This is a genomic window from Kribbella sp. CA-293567 (assembly GCF_027627575.1).
In the GTDB taxonomy this organism is placed as follows: Bacteria; Actinomycetota; Actinomycetes; order Propionibacteriales; family Kribbellaceae; genus Kribbella.
The window spans coordinates 5,932,234-5,947,798 of record NZ_CP114065.1 but is presented as its reverse complement, the minus strand read 5'-3'; the positions used below and the strand labels follow the sequence as shown (position 1 = coordinate 5,947,798).

Genomic DNA, 15,565 nt, shown 5'->3' with positions numbered 1-15,565 from the left:
CATTCGACCTCCGCGGCCGTCGAATGTGACGTGCCGGCCGCACTATGGAAGGCAGTTGTCTGAAAACGGGGGAAATCGTGAGGCGAGGCTGGAGGTCACCCATGCGAGCTAGGCAATTGCTGCCGGCCGCGCTGGCGCTGACTGCCTCCGTCGTGCTGTCCGCCTGCGGGAACGGCGGTGGCCTGCGGGTCGAGGGCGCCGAGCCGCCGGAGAGCTCACCCACTCCCACGGTCTCGACCAACCGCGGCTTCGGTACTCCGCCCACGCCGGGCCGGCCGGCCGTGGCTCCTCCGGCGGCGTTCACGCTGCCTCAGGTCCGCGACAGTCTGCAGGTCGACAAGCAACTGGACCCGTACTTCCGCAAGATCGTCGGCCGGTGCTCGGTGGTGGATCGCTGCCTGACCCAGGGCCCGGCCGTCGACGTGATGAAGACCGGCAGCTCGCAGCTGATCGTGCTGATCCACACGAACGAGAAGTTCGTGATCGGGGCCGTTCTGATGGCCGACTCGCCGACCGGGCCACGCCGGGTTTGGAGTTTGAAGGCCGAGCAGTTGAAGATCGTTCCCAGCCAGCAAGGCGATCTGGTGGCCGAGTCGCAGAAATTCACTCTGGACGACGCGCCTTGCTGTCCGTCCGGACGCCTGGTCGAGGTCTACCGTTGGGCCGGCGGGCAGATGACCAAGGTGAGCTCGAAGGACCCCAAGGGAGACTGAACTTCAGTGGTACCGGAAGAACCGGCAGCGCGCATCCTGATGGTCGAGGACGACGCGGTGATCCGTGAGGCGACCCAGTTGACCCTGGAACGTCATGGCTACGACGTCACAACGGCCGAGGACGGCCTCGAGGCGATCGAGATTTTCGAGAAGATCCATCCGGACGCGGTGATGCTCGACATCATGCTGCCGGGTCTGGACGGCATCTCCGTGTGCCGGCGGATCCGGGAGACCAGCACCGTTCCGATCGTGATGGTGTCCGCCCGCGGTGACGCGCTGGACGTCGTACTCGGGCTGGAGGCCGGCGCCGACGACTACGTCACCAAGCCGTTCGACACCCAGGTGCTGGTGGCCCGGCTGCGGGCCGTGCTGCGGCGGGCAGTGTCCGACCCGGAGCGGCCGGCCCCGGCGAGCGGGGCGACGGTCGAGTCGTTCGGCGACCTGGAGCTCGACCGGGAGGCGCTCGAGGTACGGCGGGCCGGTGCGACCGTCCAGCTCACCCCGACCGAGCTCAAGTTGCTGATCGAGTTCGCCAACAACCCCGGTGTGGTGCTGAGCAGGTCGACCCTGCTGCAACGCGTCTGGGACTACGAGTGGGGCGGCGACGGCCGGCTGGTCGACGTCCACCTGCAGCGGCTGCGGACCAAGATCGGGGCCGACCGGATCGAAACCGTGCGCGGATTCGGATACAAGCTGCGGGCCTAGGTGTCCACCTACCTGTACGCCGGAGCTGACGCACTGCCGCCGGACGGAGGACACCCGTGGGCCTTCGCAGCAAGCTAGGTCTGATCTTCGTCCTGGTTTCCTCGCTGGCGATCCTGGTGCTCTGCGTAGCGGTCTACACCCAGGCCCAGTCGGCCCGGCTGGACCGCACGCGGAGCTTCGCCGACGAACGGATCCAGGCCGCGGCGCAGAGCTACGAGCGGACCGAGATCCCGGTCTTCGGCGCCCGGCTGGACGACCCGGAGTTGCCACCGCAACTCCGGGCGGCCGTCCTGGACGGCAAGCGGGCCACGTTCAAGACCGCTTCGCCGGATGCCCGGATGTGGGCGGCCGTCAGCGTCAAGGACGGCCAGATCCTGTCGATCCAGCAGGAGTACGACGCCAACGACCCGTCGATGAACGCGTTGCGCCGGGCCCTGATCCTGGGCGGTATCGGCACCGTGGCCCTGGTTGCCCTGGGCAGCGTGATCGCGGCCGGCAGCCTGTCCCGCCGGATCGTCGCCGTCGCCGGTACGGCGCGCCGGATCGCTTCGGGAGATCTCGACGCCTCGGCCGCCGCCGCGGCGGGCAAGGGCAAGGACGAGGTCCAGGCGCTCGCCACGGCACTGGACACGATGGCCAGTTCGCTGCGCGGACAACTCGAGGCCGAGCGAAGATTCACCGCGGACGTCGCCCACGACCTCCGGACGCCGGTCACCGGCCTGCTGACGGCCGCCGAGTTGCTGCCACCGGGCCGGCCCAGCGAGCTGGTCCGCGACCGCGCCAAGGTACTGCGCCGGCTGGTCGAGGACCTGCTCGAGATCGCCCGGTTCGACTCGGGGGTGGAGCAGGTCGATCTGGAGCACGTCGGGATCGGTGCCTTCGTCGGATCGGCCGTCGGCCGCCTGCGGATGCAGCAGTCGCTCGCGCCGGACAGTGTGGTCGTGCACCGGATCGGCCGGGAGGAGACGATCTCCACCGACTCGCGCCGGATCGAGCGGATCCTGGCCAACCTGATCGTCAACGGACTGCGGCACGGCCGGCCGCCGATCGAGGTGACCGTGCAGGGCCGGACCATCGAGGTGGTCGACCACGGCACCGGCTATCCCGAGGAACTGATTGCCGAAGGCCCCCGTCGGTTCCGTTCGGGAATGGCGGAGCGCGGCGTCGGCCACGGACTCGGCCTGACCATCGCGGCCGGTCACGCGAAGGTGCTCGGCGCCGAGCTGACCTTCGGTACCGCCCCCGGCGGCGGTGCCTGCGCCCGGTTGGTGCTGCCCAACCGTCCTGACACGGAGCCGTAACACAACCTTTCGCGAAGACGCGGCGTCTCCAGTTACGTCGGGTTCACCAGAACCCCTACGTACGAGGGGAAACCACGAAATGCGCATTCGCTCTGAGGTTGTTCGCCGGTCCGCCGCTGTCGTCGCCGGGATCGCGCTGGCCGCGGCCGGGATCGGCGTCGCCGGTGCTCTGCAGGCCAACGCGACGCCGGACAGCACCCGGATCACCAACGCGGCGGCCGGTTCCGTCGCAGCCAAGCCGGCGATCACCATCAAGTCCGACCAGGCCACCGCCAAGGCTTGGGCCAAGGTTGCCTTCACCGGCAGGACAACCGGCATCGCCACCAACTCGGTCGTCCAGGTGCAGCGCCTGCAGAGCGGCAAGTGGGTCAACTTCCCGGCCACCACCAAGGTGACCGGCAAGGCGACGTACTCGGTCTGGGTGCAGAGCGGCCGGGTCGGCGTGAACAAGTTCCGGGTGGTCACCGCCAAGGCCACCAGCGCCGCCGTGTCGGTCAGCATCACCAAGTGAGGACAACGGAGAGCGGCGCCATGCTCGGGGGAGATGGCGCCGCTCTCCCTGCTGCACCAGGGCTATCGGGTCCCGTAGACGTTCAGCTCGGCGGCGGAGCCGAAGACGGCGCCGTTCAGCGAGCTGGTGCCGACGAACTTGAGATAGCGACCGGGTTTCGCGGTGAAGTCGACCCGCTGCGCGGCGATCGAGTTGGGGAAGGCGCCGGTCTTCACCGGCTCACCCCAGCTCTGCCCGTCCGCGCTGACGTACAACTCGTAGCCCTTGACCATCCCGTTCGTCCCACTCTGCCGCGGCAGGTAGCTGAACCCGTTCACCTGGTACGTCGTCCCGAGATCCAGCGTGACGTGATGCGGGTAGGTGGCCGGAGTCGGCACCTGTGACCAGGCGGAGTGCCACAGCGTGCTCGGGTTTCCATCGAGGGCTGCGATAGCCGCCCCGTCGGTGGCGACATCCTCGCTGCTGACGTCGGCCACCTTGATCCGCGACTGCGGCACGATGCCCGGCGGCAGCAGAGTCGCCTCGGCCGTCGTCGTCGCCCGACCACCAGTTGCCGTCAGCCCGTACTTGCCCTCGGGTGTCCCGGCAGGCGGCGTCACCGACCAACTCGTGCTGACGCTGGTACCGGCGGCCACCGCCGCGTGAGTTGCCGGAGTAGCCGCGGTGACCGTCCAGCCCGCCGGAGCGGTGAGTGCCAGCGTGATGTTGTTGACGGCAACCACATCGTTGTTGGTGAAGGTGCTGACGACTGTGTTCTCCTCACCGGACACCATGCCGTTCAGGCCGGCGCCCGCCAGGCTCAGCGAAGTACAGTCCGCGGTCTCGCTCGATGCACCGAGATCGGTCACGGCGAAGTTGTCGAGGACGAAGTCCGCCTGGTCACCGCCGGCCGACAACTTGCGCAGGCCGACCCAGTAGTCGCCACCACAGCCGGCCACGAATTCCTGGCTGAACTTCGCCTTGGTGCGCTGGGCACCGATCGGGGTCGCCTTCACCTCGACCGACTTGGGCCGATCCACGCCCTGGACCCAGGCGTACTGGCCCGCCACGCCGTTCTCGTAGTCGAAGCTGACCTGGTACTTGTGGCCGGGCGTGAACGGCACGGTCGCCGGTGTCGTGCGATAAACCAAGCCTTGGTTCTCCTCGTGTGACTTGAGGGACCAGTCACCCTCGAGTACGTCGTCGACGAGCTTCCCGTTCCAGCCGGCCTGCGTGTAGGGCGCGTGCTTCTTCGCCAGGACCGTCCGTGGATCGGTCGTGCCACCCGCATCGCCCTTCACGAACGGGCCCCAGCCCTGGTCGACGTTCTCGAAGTCGTCGACGAGCCCGGCGGCCGGACGCTTGGTCTCCACCACCCGGACATCGTCGACCCGGACCTTGGCGGCACCGCTGACGGCACCGATGGTCAGGTCGGCCGTCGTACCGGCGGCCTCGAAGACCACCTTGGCGCGCTGGTAGTACAGGCCTTGCTTGTCGTCCGAGGCGACCCGGTTCTGTGCGGTCGAGCGGTCCACGACCACCGCGGTGCCGTTGACGTCGAGCGTGGTCCTGCGGGACTTGCCCGGCTCGACCTCGATCCAGGCCGAGGCGCTGTAGGTGCGGCCGGGAGTGAGGCCACGAATCCGCTGCTCGAGCTTGCTCGCCCCGGCGCCGAGTTCGGCGACGTGCTGGCCGTTGGCGAGGGTGCCGATGGAGGCATTGCCGACCGGCTTCCAGGCGCGCAGATCGCCGGCGTTGAAGCCGGGGTCCTGCAGGTGGCTGCCCTCACCCCATTGCGGGTCCGCGAGCCGCGGCGCCTGCTCGGGGTACAGGACGTAGGGCTGGCCTGCGACCGAAGTCAGCGAAACGACGCCGTCGCGGACCGGTGCGGTACCGATCCGGACGCGGCCGGTGTCGGTCAGTTTGTAGACGGTGAAGCGGTCGGTGCGGAAGGCCGACGGGACCTGCCAGGTGGTCGTGCCACCAGCCGGATTGTAGTGGTAGAGCTTGGTGTTGCCGTCCCACGGCAGCAGGTACTTGTCGCCGTCGAGCACCTTCGCCGTCCCGACGCTCAGGCTGCGCTTGCCGTTGGCAACGGTGCCGCTGACGTCACCGGTGAAGTCGATCCGGCCGGCGTTCCAGTCGATGATCTTCTGCTGCTGCAGGAACTTGGTCGGCAGGTTGCGCTGCCAGATGTTGGCGTAGAAGGCGTTCCAGTCGGTCTCGCCGGTCCAGCCCTCGAACTCGACCAGGGAGGTCTGGCCGAGGATCGGGTCCGCGTTCCAGACGTCCTTCTCGTGGTTGCGGACGAACCGGATGATCCGGGAGTTCAGGCCCTTGTTGGTGGCGCCGCCGTAGTCCAGGTCGTTGGCCCAGTGCGACCACAGCGACGTGCGCTCGTGCCGGTCGGCCCACTCGGTGGAGATCTGCCAGCCCTGGTCGGCGAGCTGCCGGCTCAGACCGTCCGCCAGCCAGCCGGACTGGTAGTACACGTCGATGTAGAGCTGCTGCAGGTTCTGGTCGGTCTCGTTCCGTAGCTGCTGGAAGCGCTCGATGATGTTGCCCGAGGCAAGATCAGGACGCTGCTTGATGTAGTAGCTCTGGTTCAGCCAGTTCCAGCCCTTGCTGGTCTTGTCGACCAGGCTCTCGCTGAAGGCGTTGGCCTCCGGATAGGACTCGGTGGCGTTCACGTGGACGCCGAACGCGGCGTTGTAGTCCTTGCCCTTCTTGAGCAGGGTGTTCAGGTCGGTCAGCCCACCGGCCCGGAGGTTGTAGTTGCCGCCGTAGTCGGGGTGGGCCGAGTCGTGTCCCTCCGAGCCGTAGCCCTTCAGCACTGCCAGCTGCCCGAGACCGTCGGTCGCCAGCGAGATCCGCTTGACGTCGTCCAGGGTGCGCAGGAACGGATGCGTCGCCTGACTGGCGAAGTTGAAGGGGATGTGCGTGACGACCCGGTCCTTCACCTGGTCGCCACCCAGCGGCTCGGTCATGATCGAGCGGAACGCGATCGCGCCGTCCTGCCAGTCGACGGTCTGGTCGTTGTTCGCATCCGGGGTCACGACCACCTTGGCCCACGGCAACGGCTCCGGGTACGGCGAGGTGTCGGCGCGATAGGTCCACTGCCCGCTCCAGACGCCGACGCGGCTGGTGCCGTCGGCACCCTTGCGAGCCCGGTGCCAGAAACGGGCGCCGTCGTCCACGGACTGCCCGGACGGCTTGTCGTAGACCGAGTTCGACTCGATCCCAGCGGCCAAACCACTGGTGTTCACGAACGCGTACGCCGCTCCGGTGGCGGCCGGTTCGGCCGCGGTGGCGGAGGTGACCGCGGTGATCTTGTCCGCGGTCCGGGTCGAGTCGGGGTCGAGCGTGGTGAAGGCGGTGGTCGCGCCGGGGTCGGTGCTCGCCACGGAGACCAGGTCGTGGTCCGGGATGTCGATCGTCCCGACCCGAGCGGCCTCGGTGTCGCGGACCGCGTCGATGCTGAAGGTGGTCACCCGGCCGGTGACCGCGAGGCTGGCGTCCAGCTCCACGCCGGGCAGCGCGTCGAAGGCCAGCTTGTACTGCGCCTTGTGGCCGGTGACCGTCGGTGGTCCGGTCAGCCGGGCCGCGCGGACGACACCGTTGACGGTGATGGTCGAGATCGCGTCGGGCTGACCGCCGAGCGTCCGGCCGGACGCGTTGTCGGCGTACCGGATGACGCGCGGGAAGTCGGCGGCGACGGTGACGGTCAGTTCCGGTGAGCTGAGGGTCAGATCGGCTGCTGCGGCGTCGGCGGACAGGCCGGCGGTGGCCGCCGGGGGCGGGACGGCGACGAGCAAACCGGCAGCCAGGGTGGCTGCCGTGAGGGCTGGGAGGACGGGTCGAGGCACGGGACGACTCCTGACGGGCGGGTCACTGTGCCACGGATTCTGCGTACGTAACCGCCAAGAAGTCAATAGAAACGAACACTAATGAACAGATTTAGTGAACGATTAAGTAGATCCCGACGACCCCTTGACAGGCCGCCGGGGGAGAACCCTGCTCTGCTGCTCGGCCGACTCAGCGGGCCGGAAGGATCCGGCCGGTGACCGACCCGAGACCGATCGAGCTCCCGTCGGCAGCGGTCGCCGAGGCGGTGATGGTGACCTCGTCGCCGTCGAGCAGGAACGTCCGCTCCTCACCCTTCACCGAGATCGGCTCCCGCCCACCCCAGCTGAGCTCGAGGAACGAGCCGCGCTGGTCCTTCTCCGCTCCCGAGACGGTGCCGGAGGCGAACAGATCGCCGGTCCGCACCGACGCGCCGTTCACCGAGAGATGGGCCAGCATCTGCGCCGCCGACCAGTACATCTCCCGGTACGGCGGGCTGCTCACCAGCTCGCCGTTCCAGTACACCTCGAAGGTGATGTCGAGGTTCGTCAACCGCTCACTCGCCAAGTACGGCAGGACGGCGGGCTCTTGTGGGCTCAGGGCAACTTCTGCACCCTCGAGCGCCTCCAGCGACACCACCCAGGGTGAGATGGAGGTGGCGAAAGACTTGCCCAGGAACGGGCCGAGCGGCACGTACTCCCAGGCCTGGATATCGCGCGCCGACCAGTCGTTCAGCACCACTACGCCGTACACGTGATCCCTGAAACCCTCGACCGCGACCCGGCTGCCGAGTGAGGACGGAGTGCCCACCACGTAGCCGAGCTCCACCTCGATGTCGAGCCGCTGGGACGGCCCGTACGTCGGCTGGTCGTCGCCGGGCGCCTTGCGCTGACCGCTCGGGCGGACAATGTCGGTGCCACTGGCAACGACCGTGCCGGCCCGGCCGTGGTAGCCGACGGGGAGGTGCTTCCAGTTCGGCAGCAGCGGCTCGGCATCGGGGCGGAACAGCCTGCCGACGTTGGTCGCGTGGTTCTCCGAGGCGTAAAAATCGACGTAGTCGGCCACCTCGAACGGCAGTTGCAGCGTGACGGCCGACCGCGGGATCAGGTACGGCTCGACCGCGTCCCGGTTCGCCTCGTTGCGCACCAGGTCGAGCAGCCACTCGCGGGTCGCGTGCCAGGCCGGCCGGCCGAGCGCGAGGAACGCGTTCAGGGTCGGCTCGGCGAACACCTGCGCGCCGTCCAGCATCTGGGCGGAGGCAACCGGGGCCAGGTCGATCACCTGGTCACCGATCGCCGCACCGACCCTCGGCTCCTCGTCGCCGGTCCGGAAGATGCCGAGCGGCAGGTTCTCCGGCCCGAACGGGGAGTTCGTGGGGATGTCGATCCAGCTCACTGGTCCTCCAGCAGGTTCAGTGCGGTCAGGTCGTGACGGGGTTCGTCGATACTGCAGGAGCCGAACGACGTGAACCACTTCCGGGTGCCGGTGGCCTGCTCGCCGGACAGTTCGGCGGCCTTGGCGGCGAGGCTCTCGCCGTCTCTGTTCTCCAGCACCGCAGCGACTTCGTCCTGATCGGCGCCGTCGAGCGAGGCGCGGGTCGCGAGCAGCATGTTCAGGAAACCGTGATGCTCGAAGCCGGTGTCCTCGGCGGTGTGCCGGACGGCGTTGTGCAGGCCGGCCGTGCACTTGAAGGCCACCTCGCGATCCAGGCAGCCGGTGATGAAAGCCGCGATCTGGGTGGCCGTCGGGAAGAGCGTGGCATCCAGGCCGCCGGTGCGCAGTTTCGCGGCGTACCCGGCGTCGGCGACGACGTCCAGCGCTCGCTCCCAGCCGCCGTCCAGGCCGATCTCGACGAACGCGGTCTCCTCGTCCAGGCAGTCGTCGCAGGCGCGGACCACGCGCAGCGCGTTGCGGGACAGGTCGTCCTCGTCACGCAGGCGCACCTCGATCGCCTTCACGACGACATCGGCCGAGCGGTCGCCGTACCGGACGGCGGGCTCGATACCGCCGGCACCGCCGGTGATCACGACGGCGACCTCCAGCGGTGATCCGGTCCGGGCGGCTTCGGCGGCGACCTTCATCAGGTTGTCGTCAGTGCAGATCAGCGGACCGACCAGCTCGGCGTACGGCGCCTGCCGGTGCGCCCGGTGGGCGGCGACGGCTTCGGCCAGGGGCAGGTCGCCGGGCGGGAACATGGCCGCGTCGTCGACCAGGTGCCGGAACAGCGCAGGGATGGTTGACATGGCTCCGAGCCTATCGGATGCTTTCGGTAAGCGGACACATGTGTTCGGATACCGTACAGGTTGGAAGTTGGGGTCATGGCGTTCTACCGGCAGGCAGGGCAGGTTCCGCCGAAGCGGCACACGCAGTTCCGCAAACCGGACGGCGGGCTGTACTACGAGGAACTGATGGGCGAGGAGGGGTTCTCGTCGGACTCGTCGCTGCTGTACCACGCGGGCGTGCCGTCGGCGATCGTGGATTCGCAGATCTGGGAGCTGCCTGATCTGTCGACGACCGCGAACCACCCGCTGACGCCGCGACACCTGAAGCTGCACGATCTGTTCGCCTCGGGTGCGGGCAACAACGTGGTCGAGCAGCGCCGGCTGGTGCTCGGCAACGGCGATGTCCGGATCTCGTACGTGATCGCGGCCGAGGTCTCGCCGTACTACCGCAACGCGATCGGCGACGAGTGCGTCTACATCGAGCGCGGATCGGCGACGGTCGAGACGGTGTTCGGCGTACTGGAGGCGGCCGAGGGCGACTACGTGATCATCCCGCGCGCCACCACGCATCGCTGGCTGCCGGGGGCGGACGGCGTACAGGCCTACTGCATCGAGGCGAACAGTCACATCGCGCCGCCGAAGCGGTATCTGAGCCGGTTCGGGCAGTTCCTCGAACATGCGCCGTACTGCGAACGCGACCTGCACGCGCCGGCGTCGGTGTTCGTTGTGGAGGGCAATGACGTCGAGGTGCTGGTGAAGCACCGGGGCCAGGGCGCGAACGGGATCGTCGGCAGCCGGATGACCTATGCGACCCACCCCTTCGACGTGGTCGGCTGGGACGGTTGCCTCTACCCGTACACCTTCAACGTGAGCGACTTCGAGCCGATCACCGGGCGGATTCACCAGCCGCCACCGGTGCACCAGGTCTTCGAGGCGCACAACTTCGTGATCTGCAACTTCGTGCCCCGCAAGGTCGACTACCACCCGCTCTCGGTGCCGGTGCCGTACTACCACTCGAACGTCGACTCCGACGAGGTGATGTTCTACTGCGGCGGCGACTACGAGGCGCGCAAGGGATCGGGCATCGGACTCGGCTCGATCTCGCTGCACCCCGGCGGCTACGCCCACGGCCCGCAGCCCTCGGCGATCGAGGCGTCGCTGGGCGCGGAGTCGTTCGAGGAGCTCGCGGTGATGGTCGACACCTTCCGGCCGCTGGAGGTCGGTGAGGGTGGCGCGGCCGTTGACGACGGGGTGTACGCGTGGACTTGGGCGGGGCGGCGGTTGTAGTTCTTCCCCACGCGGCTGCTGCGACGCCGCTTGAAAGACAGCGGCGGTGGGGTGGGCTGTTGGGTTTTCCCACGCGGCTCCTTCGTCGCAGCTCCCGCCCGCCCCGGTGCGCGGCTCCTTCGTCGCCGCTTGAAATACGCGGTGGTGGAGGCAGTGCGCCGGGGCGAGTAGCGCGCTGCTGGTAATGCGCCGGGTGGCGTGGCGCCTGCTGGTAACGCGTCTCTTGCGTTGCTGCTTCGTAGCTCGCCCTTGGCTGAGCGGGCTGCTGGACTTCCACCACGCTTGGCCCGTACCGCAAGTCCGTTCCAGCCACTTGGCAGTCCACCTCCACCCACCCGCCCACCCGCCCCACAGACCACTCCAAGCGGCGACGCAGGAGCCGCGCGCCCGGGTGGGTGGGAGCTGCGACGGAGGAGCTGCGTGGGAAGCAAGTACGTGTCGCAGAGCAGCCGGACCTCTCGCCTGAGAGGGTTGGGGGATGAGCGATCAAGTTCCGGTGCAGACGTTTGTCGTCAGCATCGATCGGGATGCTGTGGTGCAGCGTCGGGCCGTGGTCAGCAAGGGGCAGCGGCGGGGGGCCTGGGGGACGTTGGCGATCGGGGCCCTGGGCATCGGGGTGGCGCTCTACGCGCTGGTCGCGTTCCAGGGGGCCGGGATGTGGCCGTTCTCGTTGTTGTTGATCGCGGCAATGGTTCCGCTGGTGGCGAGCACGGTGCTGGCGCTCAGGCTCGACCGGGAGCGGCAGCGCTGGTACGCCGCCAACGAGTTGCCGCCGGTGGGGATGCGGATGTCGCCGAAGGGGCTCGAGCTGGCGTGTGAGGGGGCGGCGTACCCGGTGATCCTGCCGTGGACCGCGGTTCAGGGCTTCAAACAAGTCAAGATTTTCGGCCAGTTCGTCCTCGAGCTGAAGTTGAAGCCGGGGATCGGCGCGACCACGGCCGGCGTACGGGGGCTGGATCAGCCCGCGGTGCGCTCCATCGTCAGGCCGAGCCCGCTGCTCAAACCGACCGGTCTCTATCTGGTCAAGTCGCTCGATCAGCCGGTTCACGTCATAGACCAAGCCTTGAAACACTTCTCCGGCGGAAAAGCCTCGATCGTCAGCTAGCAGGGCAGGGCGCGGAAGGTGTAGCCGCGGGCTCTGAGCTGGGGCAGGGCCCGGTTCAGGGCCGCTACAGTCTCGGTGCGGTTGCCGCCGCCGTCGTGCATCAGGACGACCGCGCCGGGGTAGGCGCCGTGGAGGATCGCGCGCTCGATCCGGGCCGCGCCCGGCTTCTCCCAGTCCTTGGTGTCGACGTCCCAGAGCACTTGGCGCTGGTGGTTCGCCGCTGCCACCTTCGCCACCGCCGCGTTGGTGTCGCGGTACGGCGGGCGGAAGCACTTCGACTTCACGCCGTTGAAGATCTCCTCGTGCATCCGCCGCGGGATCAGTCTGGTCAGCATCTGGTGGTCCCAGGTGTGGTTGCCGACGGTGTGACCCTGGGCGCGAGTCGCCCCGACCAGTTCCGGGTGCGCCGCTGCTTCCTTGCCCAGTACGAAGAAGGTCGCCTTCGCGCGGTGCCGGGCCAGCACGGCCAGCACCTTCGGCGTGAAGACCGGCTGTGGCCCATCGTCGAAGGTCAGATAGATCACCTTGCCGTCGTTGCCCAGCGTCCAGTCGTCGGTCGCCGGCGCGCCGGTCCGCTGGTTCTTCTGAACGGCCGCGATGGCCCGATGACCAGGCTTCGCCGATCCCGGCTTCGGCTTCGAGAACTTCGACTGGATCGGTTTGGCCGGGGTGCGTCCGGCCGGCCCGGCAGCGAGCTGGCGGTTGCCCGAAGGCGAGGGCCCGGAGGGGTTGGCCGCCTGGACGAGCGCGGCTCCGAACAAGAGGGCGGCAACGAGAAAAAGTTTGCCGGGCGGCAAGGTCATTGCGGCATCCTCTCCCGGTGACCGGGCCATCCCCGGCACCGGCCCCCGGCGTTTCGGACGTATCGTGCCTTCCTGGGGCAGGTCGCGCGGGCCCACAGGGGCTTCCGGCCGCCCTGCCAGTCAGCCAGAACCCGACGACGTGTGAGGCGTGAACAATGACGGACAGCGACCAGACGACGGCCGGCACGACGGCCGGCACGACGGCCGGTACGCCGGCCGGCCCGGCAGGTGGAGCGGAGAACCGTGGCATGGGCAGGCGCACGGTGATCGGCGGTGCCGCCGCCACGGCGCTGGCCGCGGCCGGCTTCCAGGCGGCCCCGGCGTACGCCGGTGGTCAGCACGGCGGCGGTCAGCACCGCAAGACGGTCCGGCTGAGCGTGATGGGCACCACCGACCTGCACGGCAACGTCTTCAACTGGGACTACTTCAAGAACGCCGAGTACGACGACTCCGCGCACAACGACATCGGCCTGGCCAAGATCTCCACCCTGGTCACCGCGGTCCGGCAGCGGATCGCCGCCGACCGGCGTGCCCCGAAACCGCTGATGCTGGACGCCGGCGACACCATCCAGGGCACCCCGCTGGCCTACTACTTCGCCAAGATCCAGCCCATCACCGGCGGCGACAGGACCGGCGGCGACAGGACCGGCGGCGACGGGACCGGCGGCCACCTGCACCCGATGGCCGCGGCGATGAACGCGATCGGGTACGACGCCGCCGCGCTCGGCAACCACGAGTTCAACTACGGTCTCGACATCCTGCGCAAGTTCCAGCGCCAGTTGCGCTTCCCGCTGCTCGGCGCCAACGCGCAGGACTGGAGCACCGGGCTGCCGGTCTTCCCGCCGTACGTGCTGAAGCGGGTGCACGTACCCGGCCAGGGCGTGATCACGGTCGGGATCCTCGGCCTGACCAACCCCGGCATCGCGATCTGGGACCGGGCCAACGTCGAGAACAAGATCAAGTTCGGCGGCATCGTCGAGCTCGCCAGGCACTGGGTGCCGCGGGTCCGCCGGGCCGGTGCCGACGTGGTGATCGTGTCGGCGCACTCCGGGATGGACCTGTCCTCGTCGTACGGCGACGCGCTGCCGGTGCCGGAGAACGCCTCCGTGCTGATGGCCGAGACGGTCCCCGGCATCGACGCCGTACTGGTCGGCCACGCGCACCTGGAGATCCCCGAGCGGATCGTCACCAACAAGACCACCGGTGAGCAGGTGCTGCTGACCGAGCCGCTGAAGTGGGGCATGCGGCTCTCGCTGATCGACCTGGACCTGCAGAAGGTCCGCGGCCGGTGGAAGGTCGTCGCCCGGCACAGCCAGGTGCTCAACGCCAACACGGTCGCCGCCGACCCGAAGGTGACCGAGTTGCTGCAGGCGGACCACGACAAGGTGGTCGGCTACGTCAACTCCAAGATCGGCACCAGCACCGAGGCGATGTCCGCCGCGACCGCGCCTTGGGAGGACACCGCCGCGCTCGACTTCGTGAACTTCGTCCAGGCGGACGCGGTCAGCAAGGCCCTCGCCGGTACGCCGCAAGCCGCGCTGCCGGTGCTCGCGATCGCGGCCCCGTTCAACCGCGCCGCGGCGATCCCGGCGGGTGACGTCTCGGTGCGCGACGTCGCCGGGCTCTACATCTTCGACAACACGCTGGTCGGTGTGACGATGACCGGCGCTCAGGTGAAGGAGTACCTGGAGTTCTCCGCGCAGTACTTCCGGCAGGTCAGCGGTCCCGGCCCGTTCACCCCGGACCAGGTCACCAACGCCCCGACCCCGACCGCGCCGAACGGTACGCCGGACTACAACTACGACATCCTGGGCGGCCTGACCGAGCCGATGGCTTACCAGATCGACATCGCCAAGCCGGCCGGCTCGCGAATCACCGACCTGCGGTACGGCGGCGCGCCGGTGACCGCCGACCAGCAGTTCGTTGTCGCGGTCAACAACTACCGCCAGTCGGGCGGCGGCAACTTCCCGCACGTCAAGACCGCTCCGGTCGTCTACAACCGCCAGGTCGAGATCCGCCAGTTGATGATCGACTACGTCACCGCCACCGGCGAGGTCGACCCGAACACCTTCCACACCACCGACTGGTCCCTGACCGCCAACGGCACCGCCGTGGTGGTCAGCTCCTGACTCAAGGCCGGTACAGGCTCCCCGTCACCTGATGGGGAGCCTGTACTACGTCAGCGGGTACCGGTGACGACCAGCATCTCGCAGGGACCCGCGAAGCCGTCCGGACCTTCGAACTGGGTCAACTGCTCGGTGATCTCCTGCCAGGCCGCGGCCTTGGCATCGTCGTCCAGGCGGGAGAGCATCTGGTGCAGGGCGCCGAAGGACTCGCGTTCGAAGCGGACACACTCCGCGGCGCTCGGCAGGCGGACCGCGGACGGGACGGTCGCCACTGTGATGTCACGGAAGCCCGCGGCCTCGAAGGCCTTCTCGGCGACGCCCGGGCCGCCGAGGCTGAAGGGTCCGGGCTGCCCCGGGAGAGGCGGCGGCAACTCGGCCCGGCGGCGGATGATGCCGACCGGGATCGAGAAGAAGCCGTTGCGGTCCGGCGTCGAGTAGACGACCGCGGAGAACTTCCCGCCCGGCCGCAACGCCCGGTGGATTCCGGTCAGGGCGGCCTGCTGGTCGGGGAAGTAGATCAGACCCACCCGGGAGATCGCCGCGTCGAACTCCCGGCCGGCCAGCACGGACAGGTTCTCGCCGTCGGCCTCCAGGGTTTCGACTGTTTCGATCCCGGCCTCGGTCGCGGCGCGGGCGGCGTACCGGAGGATCTCGGGAGAGATGTCGGTGGCCACCACGGTGCCGCGCGGCCCGGCCAGCCGCGCGGCGGCGAGCGTCTGTCCGCCGGCCCCCGCGGCGATGTCGAGAACGCGGTCGTCCTTGCCGATCCCTGCTGCCCGGAGCATCACCTCGGTCGCGTCGCCCAGCCAGTCGTCGATGGTGGGACCCCAGCGGTTCCACGCCTCCGCGGCGTCCTCCCACTGGGCGCGGGTGGTCTGCTTGAACGCGATCGGATCGAAGGTGGTGGTCATGAGTTCCCCCTTGGTGTGATGAGGGTTTCAGCGCACCACCGGCGCGGAGCGATTACCAG

Annotated in this window: 12 protein-coding genes; 7 read left to right on the top strand and 5 right to left on the bottom strand. The window is 68.8% G+C overall.

Features of this window, described 5'->3' with window-relative positions; translation table 11 throughout:
• Window positions 1–101: 101 nt before the first annotated feature.
• The 4 genes from OX958_RS27415 to OX958_RS27400 all read left to right on the top strand — a co-directional run bounded on the left by OX958_RS27415 (window position 102) and on the right by OX958_RS27400 (window position 3,230).
• On the top strand, window positions 102–713 hold the full coding sequence (locus OX958_RS27415; RefSeq protein WP_270132607.1) for a hypothetical protein: 612 nt from the start codon (window positions 102–104) through the stop codon (window positions 711–713).
• Window positions 714–719: 6 nt separating this feature from the next.
• Window positions 720–1,418, top strand: a complete 699-nt coding sequence (gene cseB / locus OX958_RS27410) for a two-component system response regulator CseB (RefSeq protein WP_270132606.1) — start codon at window positions 720–722, stop codon at window positions 1,416–1,418.
• 56 nt (window positions 1,419–1,474) lie between these two features.
• Entirely contained in the window at window positions 1,475–2,719 is a 1,245-nt protein-coding gene (locus OX958_RS27405) for a HAMP domain-containing sensor histidine kinase (RefSeq protein ID WP_270132605.1), read from the top strand.
• 79 nt (window positions 2,720–2,798) lie between these two features.
• Entirely contained in the window at window positions 2,799–3,230 is a 432-nt protein-coding gene (locus OX958_RS27400) for a hypothetical protein (RefSeq protein ID WP_270132602.1), read from the top strand.
• A 62-nt stretch (window positions 3,231–3,292) separates the two neighbouring features.
• On the opposite strand, the gene OX958_RS27395 is transcribed toward OX958_RS27400, so the two are convergent.
• From OX958_RS27395 to OX958_RS27385, 3 genes are all read right to left on the bottom strand, one after another.
• Window positions 3,293–7,075, bottom strand: coding sequence for an endo-alpha-N-acetylgalactosaminidase family protein (locus OX958_RS27395; protein WP_270132600.1), 3,783 nt, complete (start codon window positions 7,073–7,075; stop codon window positions 3,293–3,295).
• Window positions 7,076–7,244: 169 nt separating this feature from the next.
• Window positions 7,245–8,447, bottom strand: coding sequence for a fumarylacetoacetase (fahA, locus tag OX958_RS27390; protein ID WP_270132598.1), 1,203 nt, complete (start codon window positions 8,445–8,447; stop codon window positions 7,245–7,247).
• Window positions 8,444–9,295 carry a hypothetical protein gene (locus tag OX958_RS27385; RefSeq protein WP_270132597.1) on the bottom strand — a complete coding sequence of 284 codons (852 nt, stop codon included), beginning with the start codon at window positions 9,293–9,295 and terminating at the stop codon, window positions 8,444–8,446. The genes fahA and OX958_RS27385 overlap by 4 nt, the downstream gene beginning before the upstream one ends.
• Before the next feature lie 75 nt (window positions 9,296–9,370).
• Between OX958_RS27385 and OX958_RS27380 the strand changes: the two genes are divergently transcribed.
• Window positions 9,371–10,561, top strand: coding sequence for a homogentisate 1,2-dioxygenase (locus tag OX958_RS27380; protein WP_270132596.1), 1,191 nt, complete (start codon window positions 9,371–9,373; stop codon window positions 10,559–10,561).
• A 478-nt stretch (window positions 10,562–11,039) separates the two neighbouring features.
• The gene (locus OX958_RS27375; RefSeq protein WP_270132595.1) at window positions 11,040–11,666 is read left to right on the top strand and encodes a hypothetical protein; all 627 of its coding nucleotides are present in this window, start codon (window positions 11,040–11,042) and stop codon (window positions 11,664–11,666) included.
• Here OX958_RS27375 and OX958_RS27370 read toward each other — a convergent pair.
• On the bottom strand, window positions 11,663–12,469 hold the full coding sequence (locus tag OX958_RS27370; protein ID WP_270132593.1) for a polysaccharide deacetylase family protein: 807 nt from the start codon (window positions 12,467–12,469) through the stop codon (window positions 11,663–11,665). The genes OX958_RS27375 and OX958_RS27370 overlap by 4 nt on opposite strands.
• Before the next feature lie 155 nt (window positions 12,470–12,624).
• Here OX958_RS27370 and OX958_RS27365 point away from each other — a divergent pair, with 155 nt between their 5' ends.
• Window positions 12,625–14,598, top strand: coding sequence for a bifunctional metallophosphatase/5'-nucleotidase (locus tag OX958_RS27365; protein WP_270132591.1), 1,974 nt, complete (start codon window positions 12,625–12,627; stop codon window positions 14,596–14,598).
• A 50-nt stretch (window positions 14,599–14,648) separates the two neighbouring features.
• On the opposite strand, the gene OX958_RS27360 is transcribed toward OX958_RS27365, so the two are convergent.
• A complete protein-coding gene (locus OX958_RS27360) occupies window positions 14,649–15,506 on the bottom strand; it encodes a class I SAM-dependent methyltransferase (RefSeq protein ID WP_270132588.1) in 858 nt (285 codons plus the stop codon).
• Window positions 15,507–15,565 lie beyond the last annotated feature (59 nt).